This is a genomic window from Rhizobium sp. LjRoot30, from assembly GCF_964253915.1.
Lineage (GTDB): Bacteria > Pseudomonadota > Alphaproteobacteria > Rhizobiales > Rhizobiaceae > Metarhizobium.
Genome location: NZ_CAXUSG020000003.1, coordinates 294,003 through 309,415, shown reverse-complemented (window position 1 = coordinate 309,415; position 15,413 = coordinate 294,003). Strand labels below are relative to the sequence as shown.

Annotated in this window: 13 protein-coding genes and 1 pseudogene; 5 read left to right on the top strand and 9 right to left on the bottom strand. The window is 62.4% G+C overall.

The features are described from left to right. From ACSQ3I_RS09125 to ACSQ3I_RS09110, 4 genes are read right to left on the bottom strand one after another with little or no spacing between them, the layout of a single operon-like run. Entirely contained in the window at positions 1 to 258 is a 258-nt protein-coding gene (locus ACSQ3I_RS09125; RefSeq protein WP_435998077.1) for a hypothetical protein, read from the bottom strand. Further along, the gene (locus ACSQ3I_RS09120; RefSeq protein WP_435998075.1) at positions 258 to 1,478 is read right to left on the bottom strand and encodes an aminomethyltransferase family protein; all 1,221 of its coding nucleotides are present in this window, start codon (positions 1,476 to 1,478) and stop codon (positions 258 to 260) included. Before ACSQ3I_RS09120 ends, ACSQ3I_RS09125 begins: the two co-directional genes overlap by 1 nt. After that, entirely contained in the window at positions 1,475 to 3,046 is a 1,572-nt protein-coding gene (locus tag ACSQ3I_RS09115) for a phytoene desaturase family protein (RefSeq protein ID WP_435998073.1), read from the bottom strand. The genes ACSQ3I_RS09120 and ACSQ3I_RS09115 overlap by 4 nt, the downstream gene beginning before the upstream one ends. Then, a complete protein-coding gene (locus ACSQ3I_RS09110) occupies positions 3,033 to 4,652 on the bottom strand; it encodes a phytoene desaturase family protein (protein WP_435998071.1) in 1,620 nt (539 codons plus the stop codon). Before ACSQ3I_RS09110 ends, ACSQ3I_RS09115 begins: the two co-directional genes overlap by 14 nt. Positions 4,653 to 4,663: 11 nt before the next feature. On the opposite strand from ACSQ3I_RS09110, the gene ACSQ3I_RS09105 reads away from it, so the two are divergent. From ACSQ3I_RS09105 to ACSQ3I_RS09095, 3 genes are read left to right on the top strand one after another with little or no spacing between them, the layout of a single operon-like run. Then, on the top strand, positions 4,664 to 5,620 hold the full coding sequence (locus ACSQ3I_RS09105) for a class I SAM-dependent methyltransferase (RefSeq protein ID WP_435998069.1): 957 nt from the start codon (positions 4,664 to 4,666) through the stop codon (positions 5,618 to 5,620). A 41-nt stretch (positions 5,621 to 5,661) separates the two neighbouring features. Next, entirely contained in the window at positions 5,662 to 6,330 is a 669-nt protein-coding gene (locus ACSQ3I_RS09100) for a TetR family transcriptional regulator C-terminal domain-containing protein (protein ID WP_435998333.1), read from the top strand. A 17-nt stretch (positions 6,331 to 6,347) separates the two neighbouring features. Continuing rightward, the gene (locus tag ACSQ3I_RS09095) at positions 6,348 to 7,430 is read left to right on the top strand and encodes an extracellular solute-binding protein (RefSeq protein WP_435998068.1); all 1,083 of its coding nucleotides are present in this window, start codon (positions 6,348 to 6,350) and stop codon (positions 7,428 to 7,430) included. Here the strand turns inward: ACSQ3I_RS09095 and ACSQ3I_RS09090 are convergent. The 3 genes and pseudogenes from ACSQ3I_RS09090 to ACSQ3I_RS09080 all read right to left on the bottom strand — a co-directional run. Next, positions 7,431 to 8,435: pseudogene (locus tag ACSQ3I_RS09090) on the bottom strand (ABC transporter ATP-binding protein); the annotation flags it as partial. A gap of 82 nt (positions 8,436 to 8,517) precedes the next feature. Beyond that, a complete protein-coding gene (locus ACSQ3I_RS09085; protein WP_435998066.1) occupies positions 8,518 to 9,327 on the bottom strand; it encodes an ABC transporter permease in 810 nt (269 codons plus the stop codon). Next, positions 9,324 to 10,232, bottom strand: a complete 909-nt coding sequence (locus ACSQ3I_RS09080; protein ID WP_435998064.1) for an ABC transporter permease — start codon at positions 10,230 to 10,232, stop codon at positions 9,324 to 9,326. The genes ACSQ3I_RS09085 and ACSQ3I_RS09080 overlap by 4 nt, the downstream gene beginning before the upstream one ends. A gap of 309 nt (positions 10,233 to 10,541) precedes the next feature. Between ACSQ3I_RS09080 and ACSQ3I_RS09075 the strand changes: the two genes are divergently transcribed. Further along, positions 10,542 to 11,900 carry an aminotransferase gene (locus ACSQ3I_RS09075; RefSeq protein WP_435998331.1) on the top strand — a complete coding sequence of 453 codons (1,359 nt, stop codon included), beginning with the start codon at positions 10,542 to 10,544 and terminating at the stop codon, positions 11,898 to 11,900. On the opposite strand, the gene ACSQ3I_RS09070 is transcribed toward ACSQ3I_RS09075, so the two are convergent. Next, complete coding sequence (locus ACSQ3I_RS09070; protein WP_435998063.1) at positions 11,901 to 13,319, bottom strand: PLP-dependent aminotransferase family protein; 1,419 nt, start codon at positions 13,317 to 13,319, stop codon at positions 11,901 to 11,903. Between the two features lie 150 nt (positions 13,320 to 13,469). Here ACSQ3I_RS09070 and ACSQ3I_RS09065 point away from each other — a divergent pair, with 150 nt between their 5' ends. Next, complete coding sequence (locus tag ACSQ3I_RS09065; RefSeq protein WP_435998061.1) at positions 13,470 to 13,886, top strand: DUF983 domain-containing protein; 417 nt, start codon at positions 13,470 to 13,472, stop codon at positions 13,884 to 13,886. 3 nt (positions 13,887 to 13,889) lie between these two features. Here ACSQ3I_RS09065 and ACSQ3I_RS09060 read toward each other — a convergent pair whose 3' ends face one another. Beyond that, complete coding sequence (locus tag ACSQ3I_RS09060; protein ID WP_435998059.1) at positions 13,890 to 15,089, bottom strand: aromatic ring-hydroxylating oxygenase subunit alpha; 1,200 nt, start codon at positions 15,087 to 15,089, stop codon at positions 13,890 to 13,892. Positions 15,090 to 15,413: the final 324 nt, after the last annotated feature.

Genomic DNA, 15,413 nt, shown 5'->3' with positions numbered 1-15,413 from the left:
TCAGCGGTTCGGCTCGTCCGGGGAAAACCGGGCGAGCCAATCGGCACCGACCTTCCAGCGGCGCAGGACGTCCAGCGGGTTTTCATGGTCGAGCCGGCAACAGATGCGGTAGATTTCCAGCGTTTCGGCGCTCATCTCGCCCCGCTGGTAAAATTCCATGGCGGCGGCATATCGGGCGCGGCCGGACCAGGCCTCGCCGACGGGTGTATTGACCTGCGCCCAGAGTTCCTTATCGCTTGCCTCCCGAGGCGCTGCCATCAGAACAGCCCGGGGGGATTGGCACTGCGGCGGGCGAGCGTCACGAAAGGCCGCGGTACGATGCGGGCACGCTTCATCAGCTTTTGGTACTGCAGTTCGCGCAGGGCGTAGATTTCCACCCAGAGGCCATCCTGGATGCGTTCTCCATAAGGGCGCTCGAGGCTGGCGATGGCGATGTTGCGTTTGGCGAGCGGCGACCAGATGGCTGCGGTGACGATGCCCACCTCGCGGCGCTTGTTGTAATAGATTAACGCATGCTCCGGCGGCACGTTGCCCTCGATCTCCAGGCCGACGAGGATGTGCTTGAGCGTCTTCCTGCTGCGTGCCGCCAGGATGGCACGGCGGCCGTTAAAATTCGGCTTCTCCAGATCGATCATCCAGTCGAGGCCGATTTCGTCCGGCAGCCGCAGGCGGTTGCCGCGCAGCGCTGCCTCGGCGGTCATGAAATCGGCATTGGCTACGATGAAGCCGGCTTCGATGCGGGCGCGGTTGAGCGCGGTATACCCGATGGCGCGGATGCCGAGCAGTTTTCCCGCCTTAAAAAGCCGGTCCCAGAGCGACAGGGCAAGCGCGCGGGGGACGAAGAGTTCGTAGCCGAGATCGCCGGTAAAGCCGGTACGCGATATGGTGACGGTGCCGCCTTCATGCGCAAACCCGCCGATCTGGAACGGTTTCAGCGCCTCGACGCCGGCAAAACCCGCTTCCTTCAGGATAGCGTAGGATGTCGGCCCCTGCAGCGCCAGCCCGGCGATCTCGCTGGTCTCCTCGCGGATATCGACGGCAAAACCCTCGGCGCTATCGAGCAGCCACGGCAGATGGCGCTCCTGGCAGCAAAGCCGGAATTCGCTCTCGCCGAGGCGGAACAGCGTGCCGTCGTCGAGCACATGGCCGTGGTCGTCGCACCAGGCGGTGTAGTGCACGCGGTTGATACCGAGTTTTGCGACATTGCGCACCGTCAGCCGGTCGAGGAAGGCGACGGCGCCGGGGCCGGTTATCCGGTATTTCGTCATCGGCGAGATGTCGAAGACGGCGGCGGTGGAGCGGATGGCGAAATATTCCAGCTCCTCGTCGTCGAGCGCATGCGGCGCCTTGTGGCCGGCCCAGCCGTACCAATCATTGTTCTTGTCGAGCGCGGCAAGCCGCTCATGGAACGGCGATTCGAGCAGGAGCGTGTGAAAATGCGGTTGCGCGGCCTTGCGGATGGCGAGATCGAGGGTCATCGGCGGCTCCTTGCCTTCGACGCGGCAATGATGTGGCGGGCGGCATTCATGCCCGGCACGCCGGAAATGCCGCCGCCCGGATGCGCGCCGGCGCTGCAGAGATAGAGGTTTTCGACCGGTGTTTCGTAGCCGGATATTTCGAATGTCGGCCGGTTGATCAGGAGCTGGTCGGCCTGCAGTTCGCCATGGTGCCAGTGCCCGCCCGGCATGCGATAGCGCGCCTCGATGTCCGGCGGCACCAGAAGTTCGGTTGCGACGATCGAGCTGCGGATGTCGGGTGCGTACCGTTCGATGCTCGAAAGAACGGTTTCGAGAAAGCGCGGCTTGCCGTTCTCCCAGCCCTGCTTCAGATCGTAGGGGGCATATTGCACCAGCGCCGACAGCACGCAGGCGCCGGAGGGCGCGAGGCTCGGGTCCGTGAGGCTCGGCAAGGTGATCTCGATTGCCGGATCGGCGGAGAATTCACCGTATTTCGCCGGGTTGAAGGCGTTTTCGACATGGCTGACCGACGGTGCGATCACCAGCCGGCCCTGCTGGTCCTTCAACGATACGCCGGCGAAGACCGGCACGCGGTCGAGCGCCAGATGCAGCTTGGCGACGTTGCCCTTGCTGCGGATATGTCGGAGGCTGCGGGAAAGGCCGGTATCGATCTCGCCTGGCGACAGGAATTTTTGCAGCGTCGTCACCGGATGGATGGCCGACACCACGTTCGTGGCGTGCAATTCTTCGCCGCTTTGCAGCACGACGCCAATGGCGCGTCCCTTTTCCGTCAGGATTTTGGCGACTGCCGACGAGAAGCGGATGCGGGCACCTGCTTTGATGGCGCCGGCTTCCAGCGCCCGCGCCAGCGTTCCCATACCGCCTTTCGGCAGGTACTGGCCGCCGTTCCGGCCCAAAACCTCGCCTGTCAGGCGATAGAAGAGGCCGAGCAGCGATGTCGGCGAGCGTGGTCCGAGATGGATGCCGAGCGTCGCATCGAAGGCGATCAGGCCTTTCAGGCGGTCATCGGTCAGATATTCGTCAGCGATATCGGCAACGTTCATCAGCAGCATGCGGGCGAAATCGCGGGCCTCTTCGCGGCCGTGGCGCAACAGGCCGAGGCCGGTGAGGCCGAGCTGCAAGGCATCGCCGATGCCGATTTCGCCGGGGCGGGGCGGTTTGCGTGTCAGGAAGGATTTCAGCACGCCGGCCTGCAGCATCAGTTTTTTGCGCATGGCGGCAAAGGCCGCGGCTTCCGTTTCGCTGACGCCTTCCAGCGTTTCGCCGTAACCGCCATGCAGCACGGCCGGGCGGCCCTGTGCATCGAGCGCCACGGTGGGCACGGCATCACCCTCGAACAGCGCGCGGTCGAGCTTGAGGCCGGAGATGACCTGCGGATGCAGCCGGTTGACCACATGCGCCAGGCCGCTCGTCCGAAAACCGGGTGCGAACTCGACGGTACGGGCGGCACCGCCGGTGGTTTCTTCCGCTTCCAGCACCAGCACCTTGCGGCCGCTCTGCGCCAGGAAACCGGCGGCGACGAGGCCGTTATGCCCGGCGCCGATGATGATGGTGTCAAAGGACGTCATGGGCGGCACTCATATGCGAACGGGATTTGTCGAGGTCGCGGAGAATTTCGGCGGCGGCGTTGCGGCCGGGTGCACCCATGACGCCGCCGCCCGGATGGGTGGAGGAGCCGCAGATATAAAGCCCCTGGATCGGGCTGCGATATTGCGCGTATCCGGGCACCGGCCGGTTGAACAAAAGCTGGTCGAAGGTCAGTTCGCCCTGAAAAATATTGCCTTCGGTAAGCCCGACTTCCTGCTCGATCTCCCGCGGCGTGCGTACTTCCATATGCACGATGCGCTCACGGAAACCAGGCGAATAATCGGAAATCTGCCTGACCACGGTTTCGGCGAAGGCGTCGCGGTCGGCATCCGTCCAGTCGCGGCCTTCCACCTTGGGCGGGCAATATTGAACGAAACAGCTCATGAAATGTTTGCCGACCGGTGCCATGGTCGGGTCGAGCGTCGTCGGGATCATCATGTCGAGGAAGGGATCGGCGGACCAGCGGCCGGCCTTCCAGTCGTCGTAGGCGCGCTCCATGCGCGCGATGGAATCGGTGAAATGCATGTCGCCGCGGATGCATTGCGACCCCTCAGGCAAGGCGGGAAACTCCGGCAGGCTGTCGAGCGCGATGTTCACCTTGCCGGAGGAGCCACGCATCTTGAAATGTTTGACCCGGTGCAGGAAGGGTTCCGGCAGCTCCTTCGGCTCGACCAGCTTCAGGAAGGTGCGCTTGACATCGGCATTGGAGACCACCATGCGGGCGCGCACCTCGTCGCCGTTGGCGAGCGCGACGCCGACGGCGCGGCCGCCCTCGACGATGACCTTGTCGACCTCCGCCCCGGTGCGGATCACCCCGCCCGCCGCCTGGAAGGAGGAGGCGAGCGCCTTCGTCACCGCGCCCATGCCGCCGCGGGCGTAACCCCAGGCGCCGACCGAGCCGTCGACCTCACCCATGTAATGATGCAGCAGCACGTAGGCCGTGCCCGGCGACATCGGCCCGAGCGCCGTGCCGATGATGCCGGACAGCGCCAGATAGGCCTTGATGACATCGGTCTCGAAATATTCCTCGAGGAAATCGGAGATCGACATGGTCCAGAAGCGCAGCGTCGATGCCATCTCCGCGGGGCTGAATTCGCCGAACTTTTTAGCCAGGTAAAGAAGTTCGCCGATATCGCGTGGCTTGAAAGAGAAAGGGTCGGGCGCGGTGCGCATCAAAAGCGGCTGGATGAAGCGACACTGACGCGTGACGTCGCGGGCATACCGTTCGTAGCTCTCCGCGTCGCGGGCCGAATAACGGGCGAATTCCCGTCGGTGGGCGTCGTGGTCGCGGTAGGAGGCGAGATAATCGCCGTCGCGGGTAAAGACGGCGCCGCCTTCGTAGGAAATGATCTGCAGCCCGTGTTTCGGCAGTTCCAGATCGCGCATGATCTCCGGGCGGAAGAGGCTGCAGACGTAGGAACAGTTGGAATAGAGGAAACCCGGCGTCAACTCCCGGCTGGTGGCGGCGCCGCCGACCCAGGGGTTTTTCTCGACAACCACGGTTTCCAGCCCCGCCCGTTGCAGGTAACCGGCCGTCACAAGCCCGTTGTGTCCCCCGCCGATGATGATGGCATCGTAGATCTTCATCACTCGCCCCAATGCTTCATTTCAAAAAAGTCGCATGGAAAGCAGAAGCTTGTCCAGAGATATTGAATGAATATTCAGCAAGTCTATTGCAATTGGCTGATTCTACGATAGGATTTTCATCAGAAGAACGAGAGGATAGCGCGATCGAAAAGCCGGAAGGGGCAGGGATGACGGAGGCCGGGCACCACGAGCCGGAATATGATGAAACGCATATCCGCTTTCTCGAGCTGATCTGGGGCGAAGGTTATCTTTCTCCCGGCGGCCCCGCAGAGGTGGAGCGCGTGCTCGACGGTATCATGCTCTCGGGACAGGCGGTGCTGGATTTCGGGTGTGGCGCCGGCGGAATCAGCTTTTTCCTGGCCCGCCGTTTTTCTCCCGCATCGGTAACCGGCTACGATGTTGAGATGCCGGTGATCCGCAAGGCGCAGGCGGACGCGGCAGAGGCGGGGCTTGAGCACCGCGTCCGTTTCGTTCAGTCACCGCCGGGGCCGCTGCCTTTTGCTGACGCCACGTTCGACGTGGTGTTTTCCAAGGATGCCATTGTCCATGTTCCTGACAAGGAATGGCTTTTCCGTGAGTTCTTTCGGGTGCTGAAACCCGGCGGCTATTTTGCCGCCTCGGACTGGCTGATTTCCCACGACGGAACGCCTTCGCCCGATATGGCCGACTATCTCGACGCCGAGGGACTGAGTTTCGGCATGGCGCCGCCGGCCCGTTATCGTCGTGCGATGGAAGCGGCAGGCTTTGCCGATATCACCACGACCAGCCGCAACGACTGGTACAGGATCGAGGCGGCGCAGGAGCTTTACCGCCTGCAGCACGAACTCTACGACAGGGCGGTCGAAACGGTCGGAAAAGCCTTCGTCGACAAGAATATCCGCACCTGGGCGGCGATGCAGAAGGTTCTTGACAGCGGGGAGCATTGTCCCACTCATCTGCGGGCTCGAAAATCAGGGGCGGAGATATGACGGTCGTTCTCCGCCTGAACAGGAAGGAAGTGGCGGTTCGCATGAGCGCATCCCAGCAGGCGGCGGAATTGGACAAGAAGGGCCGCAAGGCTTCAAAGGAAACACGGCAGCAGCAGCTCATCGAAGCGACGATCGATTCTCTTGCCAAGCGCGGTTACGCCGAAACGACTCTGGCCGACGTGGCCGATGGCGCCGGCCTGTCGCGCGGCATTGTCAATTTCCATTTCGAGAGCAAGGAAAAGCTGCTCGTCGCGACACTGCAATATATGGCGGAGGAATATTCGCAGCACTGGCACCAGTCGTTGCAGCGCGCCGGCGAGAGTGCTGCTGCCCGTCTCTGGGCGCTGGTCGCTGCCGATTTCGACCGCAAGATCTGCACCAAACGCAAGCTCGCTGCCTGGTGTGCCTTCTGGGGTGAGGCGAAATCGCGGCCGACCTACCAGGTGCTGTGTGGCGCTAACGACAAGCACTACCAGGAGATTTTTGTCGGCCTTTGCCGCGAGCTGAAGGAAGAAGGCCGCTACGGTTTCGATCCCGATGCCATGGCGCTTTGCCTTTGCGCCATGCTCGAAGGCCTCTGGCTGCGGCTGATGATGGGCGAGGGTTTGACGCGCGAAAAAGCGCTCGCCGCCTCCATCGATTTTATCGTTTCCGTCTTTCCTGCGCATTTCAACCACTCCGGACCGAGGGAGAATGGATCCGGAGGCTGATAAAAGAGGAGAATGGCATGGCATTAAACGCAAGAGCGGTTCGACAGGCGAGTGCCTGTCTGGCCCTGGCCCTTTCACTCTCCGTTTCGACTGTGGCGCTTGCCGCCGACAGCCTGACGGTGTTCGACTGGGCAGGATACGAGGATCCGGCCTTTCATCCGAAATATACCGAAAAATACGGCAACGAGCCGGATTTCAGCTTCTTTGGCGATGAAGAGGAGGCGTTTCAGAAGCTGCGTTCGGGTTTCAAGACGGATCTCGCCCATCCCTGTTCGCAAAGCGTGTTGAAATGGCGTGATGCCGGGCTGCTCGAACCGCTCGATACGTCGAAGCTCACAAACTGGGAATCGACCCTGCCCGGTATCAAGGGTATGAAGGACCTGATGACCACGGCCGATGGCAAGGCCTGGTTCCTGCCTTTCGAATGGGGCAATACGGTCACCGTCTATCGCACCGACAAGATCAAGCCCGAAGAAATCCAGTCGCTGAAAGCCTTTGCCGATCCGAAATTCAAGGATCGCGTTTCGATCGGCAACAATGTCGATGATGCCTATGCACTGGCAAGCCTCGCCATCGGCCTCAAGGACTGGACGGTCATGACTGACGATCAGTTCAAGCAGGCCTCCGATTTCCTGCGGGCGGTGCACAAGAACGTGCGTCTCTACTGGACCGACAACACCGAAATCGGCCAGGCGATGGCGAGCGGCGAGGTCGATCTCGCCTGGGCGTGGAACGAGACGCCGACAACGCTGAAGAAGGACGGCGTGCCGGTGGAAATGAAGAAGGATACGGATGAAGGTCTGTCCACCTGGGTCTGCGGCTACGTGCGCGTCAAGGGTGCGGAAGGCAGCGTCGACCGGGCCTATGATTTCCTCAATGCCGTCACAGATCCGGCCATTGCCGGTTATCTCGTCGATTCCTGGGGTTATGGCTCGGGCAATGCCAAGGGCATGGCAACGGTCGATCCGGCGGTGCTGGAACGGACCGGTTATGCCGATGTCGAAAAGTTCACCGCCAACACGCTGTTCCAGGCGCCGGTACCGTCCGATCTCAAGCAGAAGATGATTGCCGAATTCGAAAAGATCAAATCCGGCTACTGATCATTCTGCAAGCAGCACGAGGGCGTCCGGATCGTAGGCCATCCGGACGCTGGCGCCGATCGGCAGGTCGTCGGCGCCGTAATTGTTGGTCTCGACGATCGACAGCGGCGCCGAAAGCCCATCGACGGCAATCGACAGATGCGTCGTTTCGCCGAAATAGTGGCGGTTGCTCACCGTGCCCCGGATTTCCTTCGGTGCCGTTTCTCCCTCCCACAACAGGCGCAGGCGCTCCGGCCGCATGCCGAGCGTCACCTTGCCGTCAGCGGCGGTCGCGGTAAATCCCGGCGGCTTTTCGAGCGTGATGTCGCCGAAGATCGGCGTCTGCGCCGTCACCCGGCCGTTGTTGTCGCCGGTCACCGTCGCGTCCAGAAAATTCATGCCGCCGAGGAAATCGGCGACCTGGCGGTTGACCGGGCGCTGGTAGATCTCCTTCGGTGTCGCCACCTGCGCAAGCTTGCCGGCAAACATCACCGCAATGCGGTCCGACATGGCGAGCGCCTCGTACTGGTCGTGGGTGACGAGGATGAAGGTGATGCCGACGGCTTTTTGCAGGCTGCGCAATTCCACCTGCATTTGTTCGCGCAGTTTTTTGTCGAGTGCCGACAGTGGTTCGTCGAGCAGCAATACTTTTGGCCGCATCACCAGCGCCCGGGCGAGCGCGACGCGTTGGCGCTGGCCGCCGGAGAGTTCATGCGCCTTGCGGGCGCCGAGCGTCGAAAGCCGCACCTGCTCCAGCGCCTCGCCGATGCGGCGTTTTTCCTCCGTTTTGTCGAGGTGCAGCCGTTTCAGGCCGTAGCCGACATTTTCCTCGACGTTGAGATGCGGGAAGATCGCGTAGTTCTGGAAGACCATGTTGGTGGGGCGACGGTTCGGCGGCGTGCCGGTGACGTCCTGCCCGTCGATGCGGATCGAGCCGTCTGTCGGTTCGACGAAACCGGCGATCATCCGCAACAGCGTGGTCTTGCCGCATCCGGACGGTCCGAGCAGCGAAAAAAATTCGCCGCCGCCGATCTCCAGCGACAGGCTGCTGACGGCCGGATAAGGACCGTAATATTTCGAAATGCCGTGGATGGAGATCATCGAACGGTCAGCCATGGGGGACCTCCTGCAGGATTTTCCGGCTTTCGGCGCGGCGGCGGAAGATTTCGGCAAGCGTGAGAAGAAGGACGGAGGTCAGCAGCATCAGCGAACCGAGCGCCAAGACCGAAGGCAGTTTGGCAGCGAAGCGCAACTGGCCCCAGATATAGACCGGCAGCGTCTGCTGCGTGCCGGTGAGGAAGAAGGCGAGGATGAATTCGTCGAGCGAAATGGTGAAAGCGACGAGCAGGCTCGACAGGATGGCGGGCGCCACCACCGGTAGCGTTACCCGGCGAAAGGTGCCGAAGGCGGTTTCGCCAAGATCCTGTGACGCTTCCTCTAGGCTGCGGTCGAAGCCCTCGAAACCCGAGACCAGGACCGCCATGGAATAGGGAATGCAAAACACGGTTTGGCCGAGGATCACGGTCATCAGCGACAATTCCGCCCCCATCGCCAGCACGATCATCAAAAGCGAGATGGCGACGATGATTTCCGGCAGGAAGAGCGGCGCCATGATCAGGCCCGAGGTCAGCCGCTTGCCGCGGAAATCGTAGCGGGTGATGGCGCGGGCGGCGCAGATGCCGAACAGCGTCGCTAGGATGGAGACTGAGACGCCGACGATCAGGCTGTTGCGCGCCGCATCCAGCATCACCGTGTTGCCGGCAAGCGATGCGTACCATTTCCAGGTGAAGCCGGCGAGCGGGAAGGTGGTGGAGGCGGCATTGTTGAAGGAGAAGATCGGGATCAGCAGGATCGGCGCATAGAGGAACAGCAGGTAGGCGCCGACGAAGGCCGGCAGGAGGCGCATGCGTCCGCTCATCGGATACTCCTGACGATCAACCGCAGCCCGAGCACGACGGCGCCGGCCAGAAGCGAGACCACCACCATGGTCGTCACCGACAAGGCCGCCCCCAGCGGCCAGTTGGAGGCCTTGCCAAAGCTCGCCTGGATGGCGCTGGCGATCATCACGCCTTCCTTGCCGCCGACGAGCTGCGGCGTGACGTAGTCGCCGACCGTCGGGATCATGACGATCAGGAAGGCGGAGATGACGCCCGGCATGGAGAGCGGCAGCACGATGCGGAAGAAGCGCCGGATCGGCCCGTCGCCGAGGTCGGCGGCGGCCTCGATCAACGAGCGGTCGATCTTTTCCAGCGAGATGAAGATCGGCAGGATGGCGAAGGCCGCCCAGCTGTGCACCAGCGTGATGATGACGGCATTGGCGTTGTAGAGCAGCGATGTGAGCGGTGCCTCGATGATGCCGAGTTTCATCAGCCCGGTGTTCATCACGCCCTGGTAACCGAGGATGACCTTCCACGACATCACCCGCAGCAGATAGCTGGTCCAGCAGGGAATGGTGATGACGAACAGCCAGAAATTCTTGTTCAGCCCGCCATGGAAGGAGATGAACCAGGCGACCGGATAGGACAGGAGAACGGTGACGATGCTGACCGTCAGCGAAATGTAGAGCGAGCGGGCGAGAAGATCCTGGTAGATCGGTTCGCCCAGCGCCTGGCGATAGTTTTCCAGCGTGAACGTCCGGTCGATCGTCAGGTAGTCCTGCGTCCAGAAACTGTAGAGGAAGACGATGAGGACCGGCAGGAAAAGCAGCGCCAGCGCATAGAGAAATGTCGGAGAGATGAGGGTGAGGCCGCGGGCCTCTTCGGATCGGCGCCATCGTCGGGCGGCCGTCGCGGGCGGAAAGGAAGGCTCCGCCATTGCCGTCATCGGCATGGCTCCGTGGGTCTGGCCGACGGACAGTCGGCGGATGGTGCAAAGAGACGCATGTCAGTTCCCCTGAGATCCATCGCTCTTGTCGGCGATTGGTTTCTTCAGTTGGGAGAATGAGCGCGATCCGCCTTGAAATCAAGTGCTATTTCTGCCATCTTGATTGAACGGACATTCAGAATAATTCCGTTTCCATTTGTTTTTCATGTTGTTGTGAAAAACAATCCTTTAAGGAGAATTCCCATGTTGGCCGAGGACCGTTCCATCAATCCGCTCGCTCCGGCAGGCAAGGCGCCGGATGCCGAGACGATGGCGAAGATCCCCAATGCCCTGGTCCAGCCCTGGCCTTCGGCCGGCGCGATCGGCGCCGACAGACGCGGCCTGCTGACGTCGGGCGAAGGCATCTATGTGACGGACGGCCACGGCCGCAAGCTGATCGACGGACCGGCCGGCATGTGGTGCGTCAATGTCGGCCACCGCAATGCCGACCTGGCCCGGGTGATGCAGGAGCAGGCGCTGGAGCTTTCCTACAATTCGCCATGGTATACCACCAGTTCGCCGGCTGATGCTCTCGCGGATGCGCTGGCGAAACGGGCGCCCGGCGATCTCGAGCATGTGTTCCTCACCACCGGCGGCTCGTCTGCCGTGGAGACGGCGCTGCGCATCATGCAGTTTGCCAACAATGTCCGCGGCCGGCCGGACAAGAAGCTGATGGTGTCGCGCCAGGGCGGTTATCACGGCTCCACCTATCTTTCCGCCTCGTTGAATGGCCGCCCCCGCGATCAGGACTGGATGGACAGTGCCACGCATCTGGTGCGCAAGCTGTCCTCGCCCAATCCGTTCCGGCGGCCGGAGGGCATGAGCATCGAGGCGTTCGAAGACAGCCTCGTGGCTGAATTTGCCGCGCTGATCGAAACGGAAGGGGCGGAGCGTATCGGCGCCTTCGTCGCCGAGCCGATCCAGGCTTCCGGTGGGGTCATCGTGCCGCCGCCGGGTTATCTCCAGCGCATGCGCGCCCTTTGCGCCGAAAACGACATCCTGTTCATCGCCGACGAGGTGGTGACGGCGTTCGGCCGGCTCGGCTCCGTCTTCGCCTCCAAGGATGTGTTCGGCATCGAGCCTGACATGATCACTTTTGCCAAGGGCGTGACCTCGGGTTATTTCCCGCTCGGCGGCGTCATGGTTTCGGCGCGGCTGTTCGAAGAGTTGCGGCGTTCCAACCATCCCGATGCGATGTTTGCGCACGGGCTGACCTATTCCAGCCATCCGGTCGGCTGCGCCGTGGCGCTGAAGAACCTGGAACTGCTGGAAGGCGGCATCCTCGACCACGTCAATGCCATAGCGGGGCATTTCCAGGCGGGCCTGAAAAGCCTCGAAGATCTTCCGCTTGTCGGCGAGGTGCGCGGTCTCGGCCTGATGGCCTGCATCGAATGTGTCGCGGACCGGGTCAACAACAATCCGCTGACGCTTGACCTGGAGGTCGGCAAGCGCATCGACGGCCATTGCCAGGAGCTTGGCCTGCTGGTTCGCCCGCTGATCAACATGTGCGTGATGTCGCCGCCGCTGACCATCACGACCGAGCAGGTCGACACCATGGTCGATATCCTGCGCCGGGGCATCTCCCGCACCATGGACGATCTGGTGCGCGAAGGTCTTTGGAAGGGTTGATCAGACCAGCACGCGACCCGGCTGCGGCGCCTGACGCAGCAGGGCTGCCGTGGCGTCGAGGGCGCGCCGCAGGGTGACCCGGTCGGCCGGCGGCCCGAGCGAGATGCGCACCGCCTCGTAAGGCGGTGCCGACAGCGCAAAGGCGGCGGCCGGGACGACCGACAGGCCCGAGCGTTCCGCCTGATAGGCGAAATCCATGGCCTTCCAGCCTTGCGGAAGATGAAGCCAGAGATGGTGGCCTTCGCCGTGGAAACGGTAGGTCTGCCCTTCCAGCGCTGCCGCTGCGATCTCCTGCCGCGCGACGTTTTCGTCGCGGATCGTCGTGGTGATGGTGTCCAGCGTGCCTGTTTCGATCCAGTGGCCGGTGACCGCCGCCATCAGCGGCGATGCCATCAGGTTGGTGGCGCGCAACACGGCGGCGAGCCGCGTGGCAGCGGTGGCGTCGGGGTTGACGACAAAGGCGAGGCGCAGCGCCGGGCTGATGCATTTCGACAAGGTGGCGATGTGGTAGGTTAGTTCCGGCGCGAAGGTCGCGACCGGCGGCGGCGCCTGTTGCGGCAGCATGCCGTAGGGGTCGTCCTCGATAACAGGCACCTGAAAACGCCGGGCGATGGCGGCAATCGCCTGCCGGCGCGACACGGGCAGTGTGGCGGTCGTCGGGTTGTCGATGGTCGGAACCAGATAGAGGGCAGCCGGCGGCGAGGCCGAACAGAGATCGGCAAAGGCGTCCGGCAGGATGCCGTCCTCGTCCATGGCCAGCGGGTAGAGCCGCAGGCCGCATCGCTGCGCCACGGACTGCAGGCCAGGATAGGTCAGCGCCGGGGCGGCGATGACGGCGCCGCGCTCCATCAGCCCCATGCACAGGGCAAACAGGGCATTCTGGGAACCGGCCGTTATGGCAATCCGCTCCGGATCGACCGGTCCTAGTCGGGGGGCAAGCCAGCGGGCAGCCGAAGACCGGTTATTGGCGCTGCCGCCGCTCTCCTGATAGGCCAGTAGCGCACTGCCGCCCCGGGCCGGCGAGAGGACATGCGCCATGGCTTCCGGCAGGCGGCGCGCAAAGGCAGCGGCTTCCGGCTGCGGCGGGATGTTCATGCTGAGATCGACGGACCGGTTGCCGTGATCCGCTGCCGGTTCGGCCGGTTCCGCTTGCTCGGCAACGAAGGTGCCGCGGCCGACGGTCGCGGTGATCAATCCGCGCCGGCGCGCCTCGTTGAAGGCCTTGGTCACCGTCGTCAGGTCGACATCGAGCGACAGCGCAACGGCGCGTTGCGGCGGCAGTTTGGTGCCGATCGGCAGCAGGCCCAAACGGACGTCGTCGGCCAGGGCCTCGACGATGCCGAGATATTTCTGCCTGATGCCATCGACGAGGCGCGGTTGCCAATCGTGATTGCCCTGCTTTCCGGTCGATTTTCCCATACAAGTTAAACCATACAATAAAGACAAATTGCCGCATAGGCTTGATAATCGGCCTGTTTCGCGATATGTATCCATACAAATGACGCAAGTCAATGAAAATTGTATGGCAATTTTGGAATTGTTCCATACAATATTCTGCAGGAGACGATTATGAGCGTTGAGATCGATTATACCGCCGAGGGTTATCACCCGACCGACAATCCGCTGAAAACCGGCATCGCCGGCCGCTGCCCGCGCTGCCAGACGGGCCATCTGTTCAAGGGGTATCTGACGCTGGCGCCGCGCTGCGAGATCTGTGGTCTCGACTACGGTTTCGCCGATCCGGCCGATGGCCCGGCCTTCTTCGCCATGTCAATCGTCGCGGTGCCGGCTTTGGCCTTTGCGGTCTGGTTCCAGATGCGGTTCGAAACGCCGCTCTGGCTGCACCTGATCACCACCGTGCCGCTGACGCTCGGCGCGTCGTTGGCATTGCTGCGACCGCTCAAAGGGTGGCTCGTCTGCTCGCAATTCTTCTTCAAGGCCGAAGAAGGCCGCCTGGTGCGGGCGGGCGAGACGGCAGAGCGCTGACGGCTATGCTGTCCCCCGCATCGTCGCGTTGAGTGCGGCAAGCTCGGTTTCGGGCGGCGGGGTCTCCAAGGTCATCACCGGCAGGAGCTGGCGCAGGTGGTCGTGGTGCGTGCGCACGCCATATTCGAGATCCGACAGGTAAAAGCCTGAAAAGGCCGACGACAGCATCGATTCATTCGACCAGATGGTCAGTTGCACGTCTTCAGCCTGCGTGTCGCGGTCGATGCGCATGGCGAGATAGCGGGCAAGGCGTTGTTGCCGGTTTTCGTCCGGATAACGATAGACGCCGCCGCGCAGCAGGGTCTTGCCGACGGAGAGCGGGAATTCCTGATAGAACTGCACCGATTCCGGCGTGACCGCGATCACCATATTCGGAAAGAGGCCGAAATAGATCCAGGCGGTTTTCAGCCCTTCCGGCAGATGGTCCGGCCGTGGCGCGATGCGCACATAGTTGCGCACGCTCCAGCGCCGGCCGGCATGCGGATTGTAGGTGGCGAAGGAGCGGCAGAGGCCGTTGACGAAAGGCTCGTCGAAATAGGTCGATCCATAGAGATCCTGCAGGGCCGGATGCGCCATGGCGACATGGTAACCCTCGTTGTCGACGTCGCGTACCGATTTCCAGTTGACCGGCGATTCCTGCGACCACAGGCCGTTGGTGGGAACCACGGTTTCCGTGCGGTAGTGGGAAAGCTCGTCCGCGAAGGGCTGCATCACTTCGGCCACCGAAGGCTGCGGCCCGGGGCGGAAGCGGATGAAAACGAAACCGAGCCAGATCTCGCATTCGAGCGCGGCAAGGCCGAAATCCACCTTGTCGAGCGGCGGGAAAGAGTTTGGCCGCGCCGCGCCGCGCAGGGTGCCGTCGAGATTGTAGACCCAGCCGTGGAAGGGACAGACCAGCGCGTTGCGGCACTGGCCCTTGGGCTCCGTTACCAGCCGCGAGCCGCGATGCCGGCAGATATTGTGGAAGGCGCGAACCGTTCCCTGCTGGTCGCGCAGCACCAGGGCTCGTTCTCCGAGGATATCGATGCTGATGTAGCTGCCGGGCTCAGCGACGTCGCTGACGTGGCAGGCGATCTGCCAATGGTCGAGAAACACCTGCTGCCGTTCGAGCTCCAGCAAGGCCTCGCTGTGATAACACCACCCCGGCAAGCCCCGTCGATCCCAGTCGTTCGGTATGCTGATATCACGGACGGCGGTGTTCATCGCAATCTCCATTTGCTGAACGTTCATTCAGTATAATCACAAAATACGATGAAATGGAATAGCTTGCGGCAGCGGTACCTTTGCGGAAGTGCTCGGCTACCGCGTGACTTGGTGATTGTGGCCAGGGTCTCCCCGGCCGGACGATGGCCGATTGCAGCCGTTGCGGAACCGAAGCTCGCCTCGCGCATTCTTCTTGCCAGGAAACACACATCGGAGAAACACACATGAAAGGCATTCTCTTGTGGCTGGTGGGCATTCCCATCCCGATCATCATCCTCTTGTATTTCTTTAATTATCTCTGAGGTCTGCCCTCGGAGATACAAA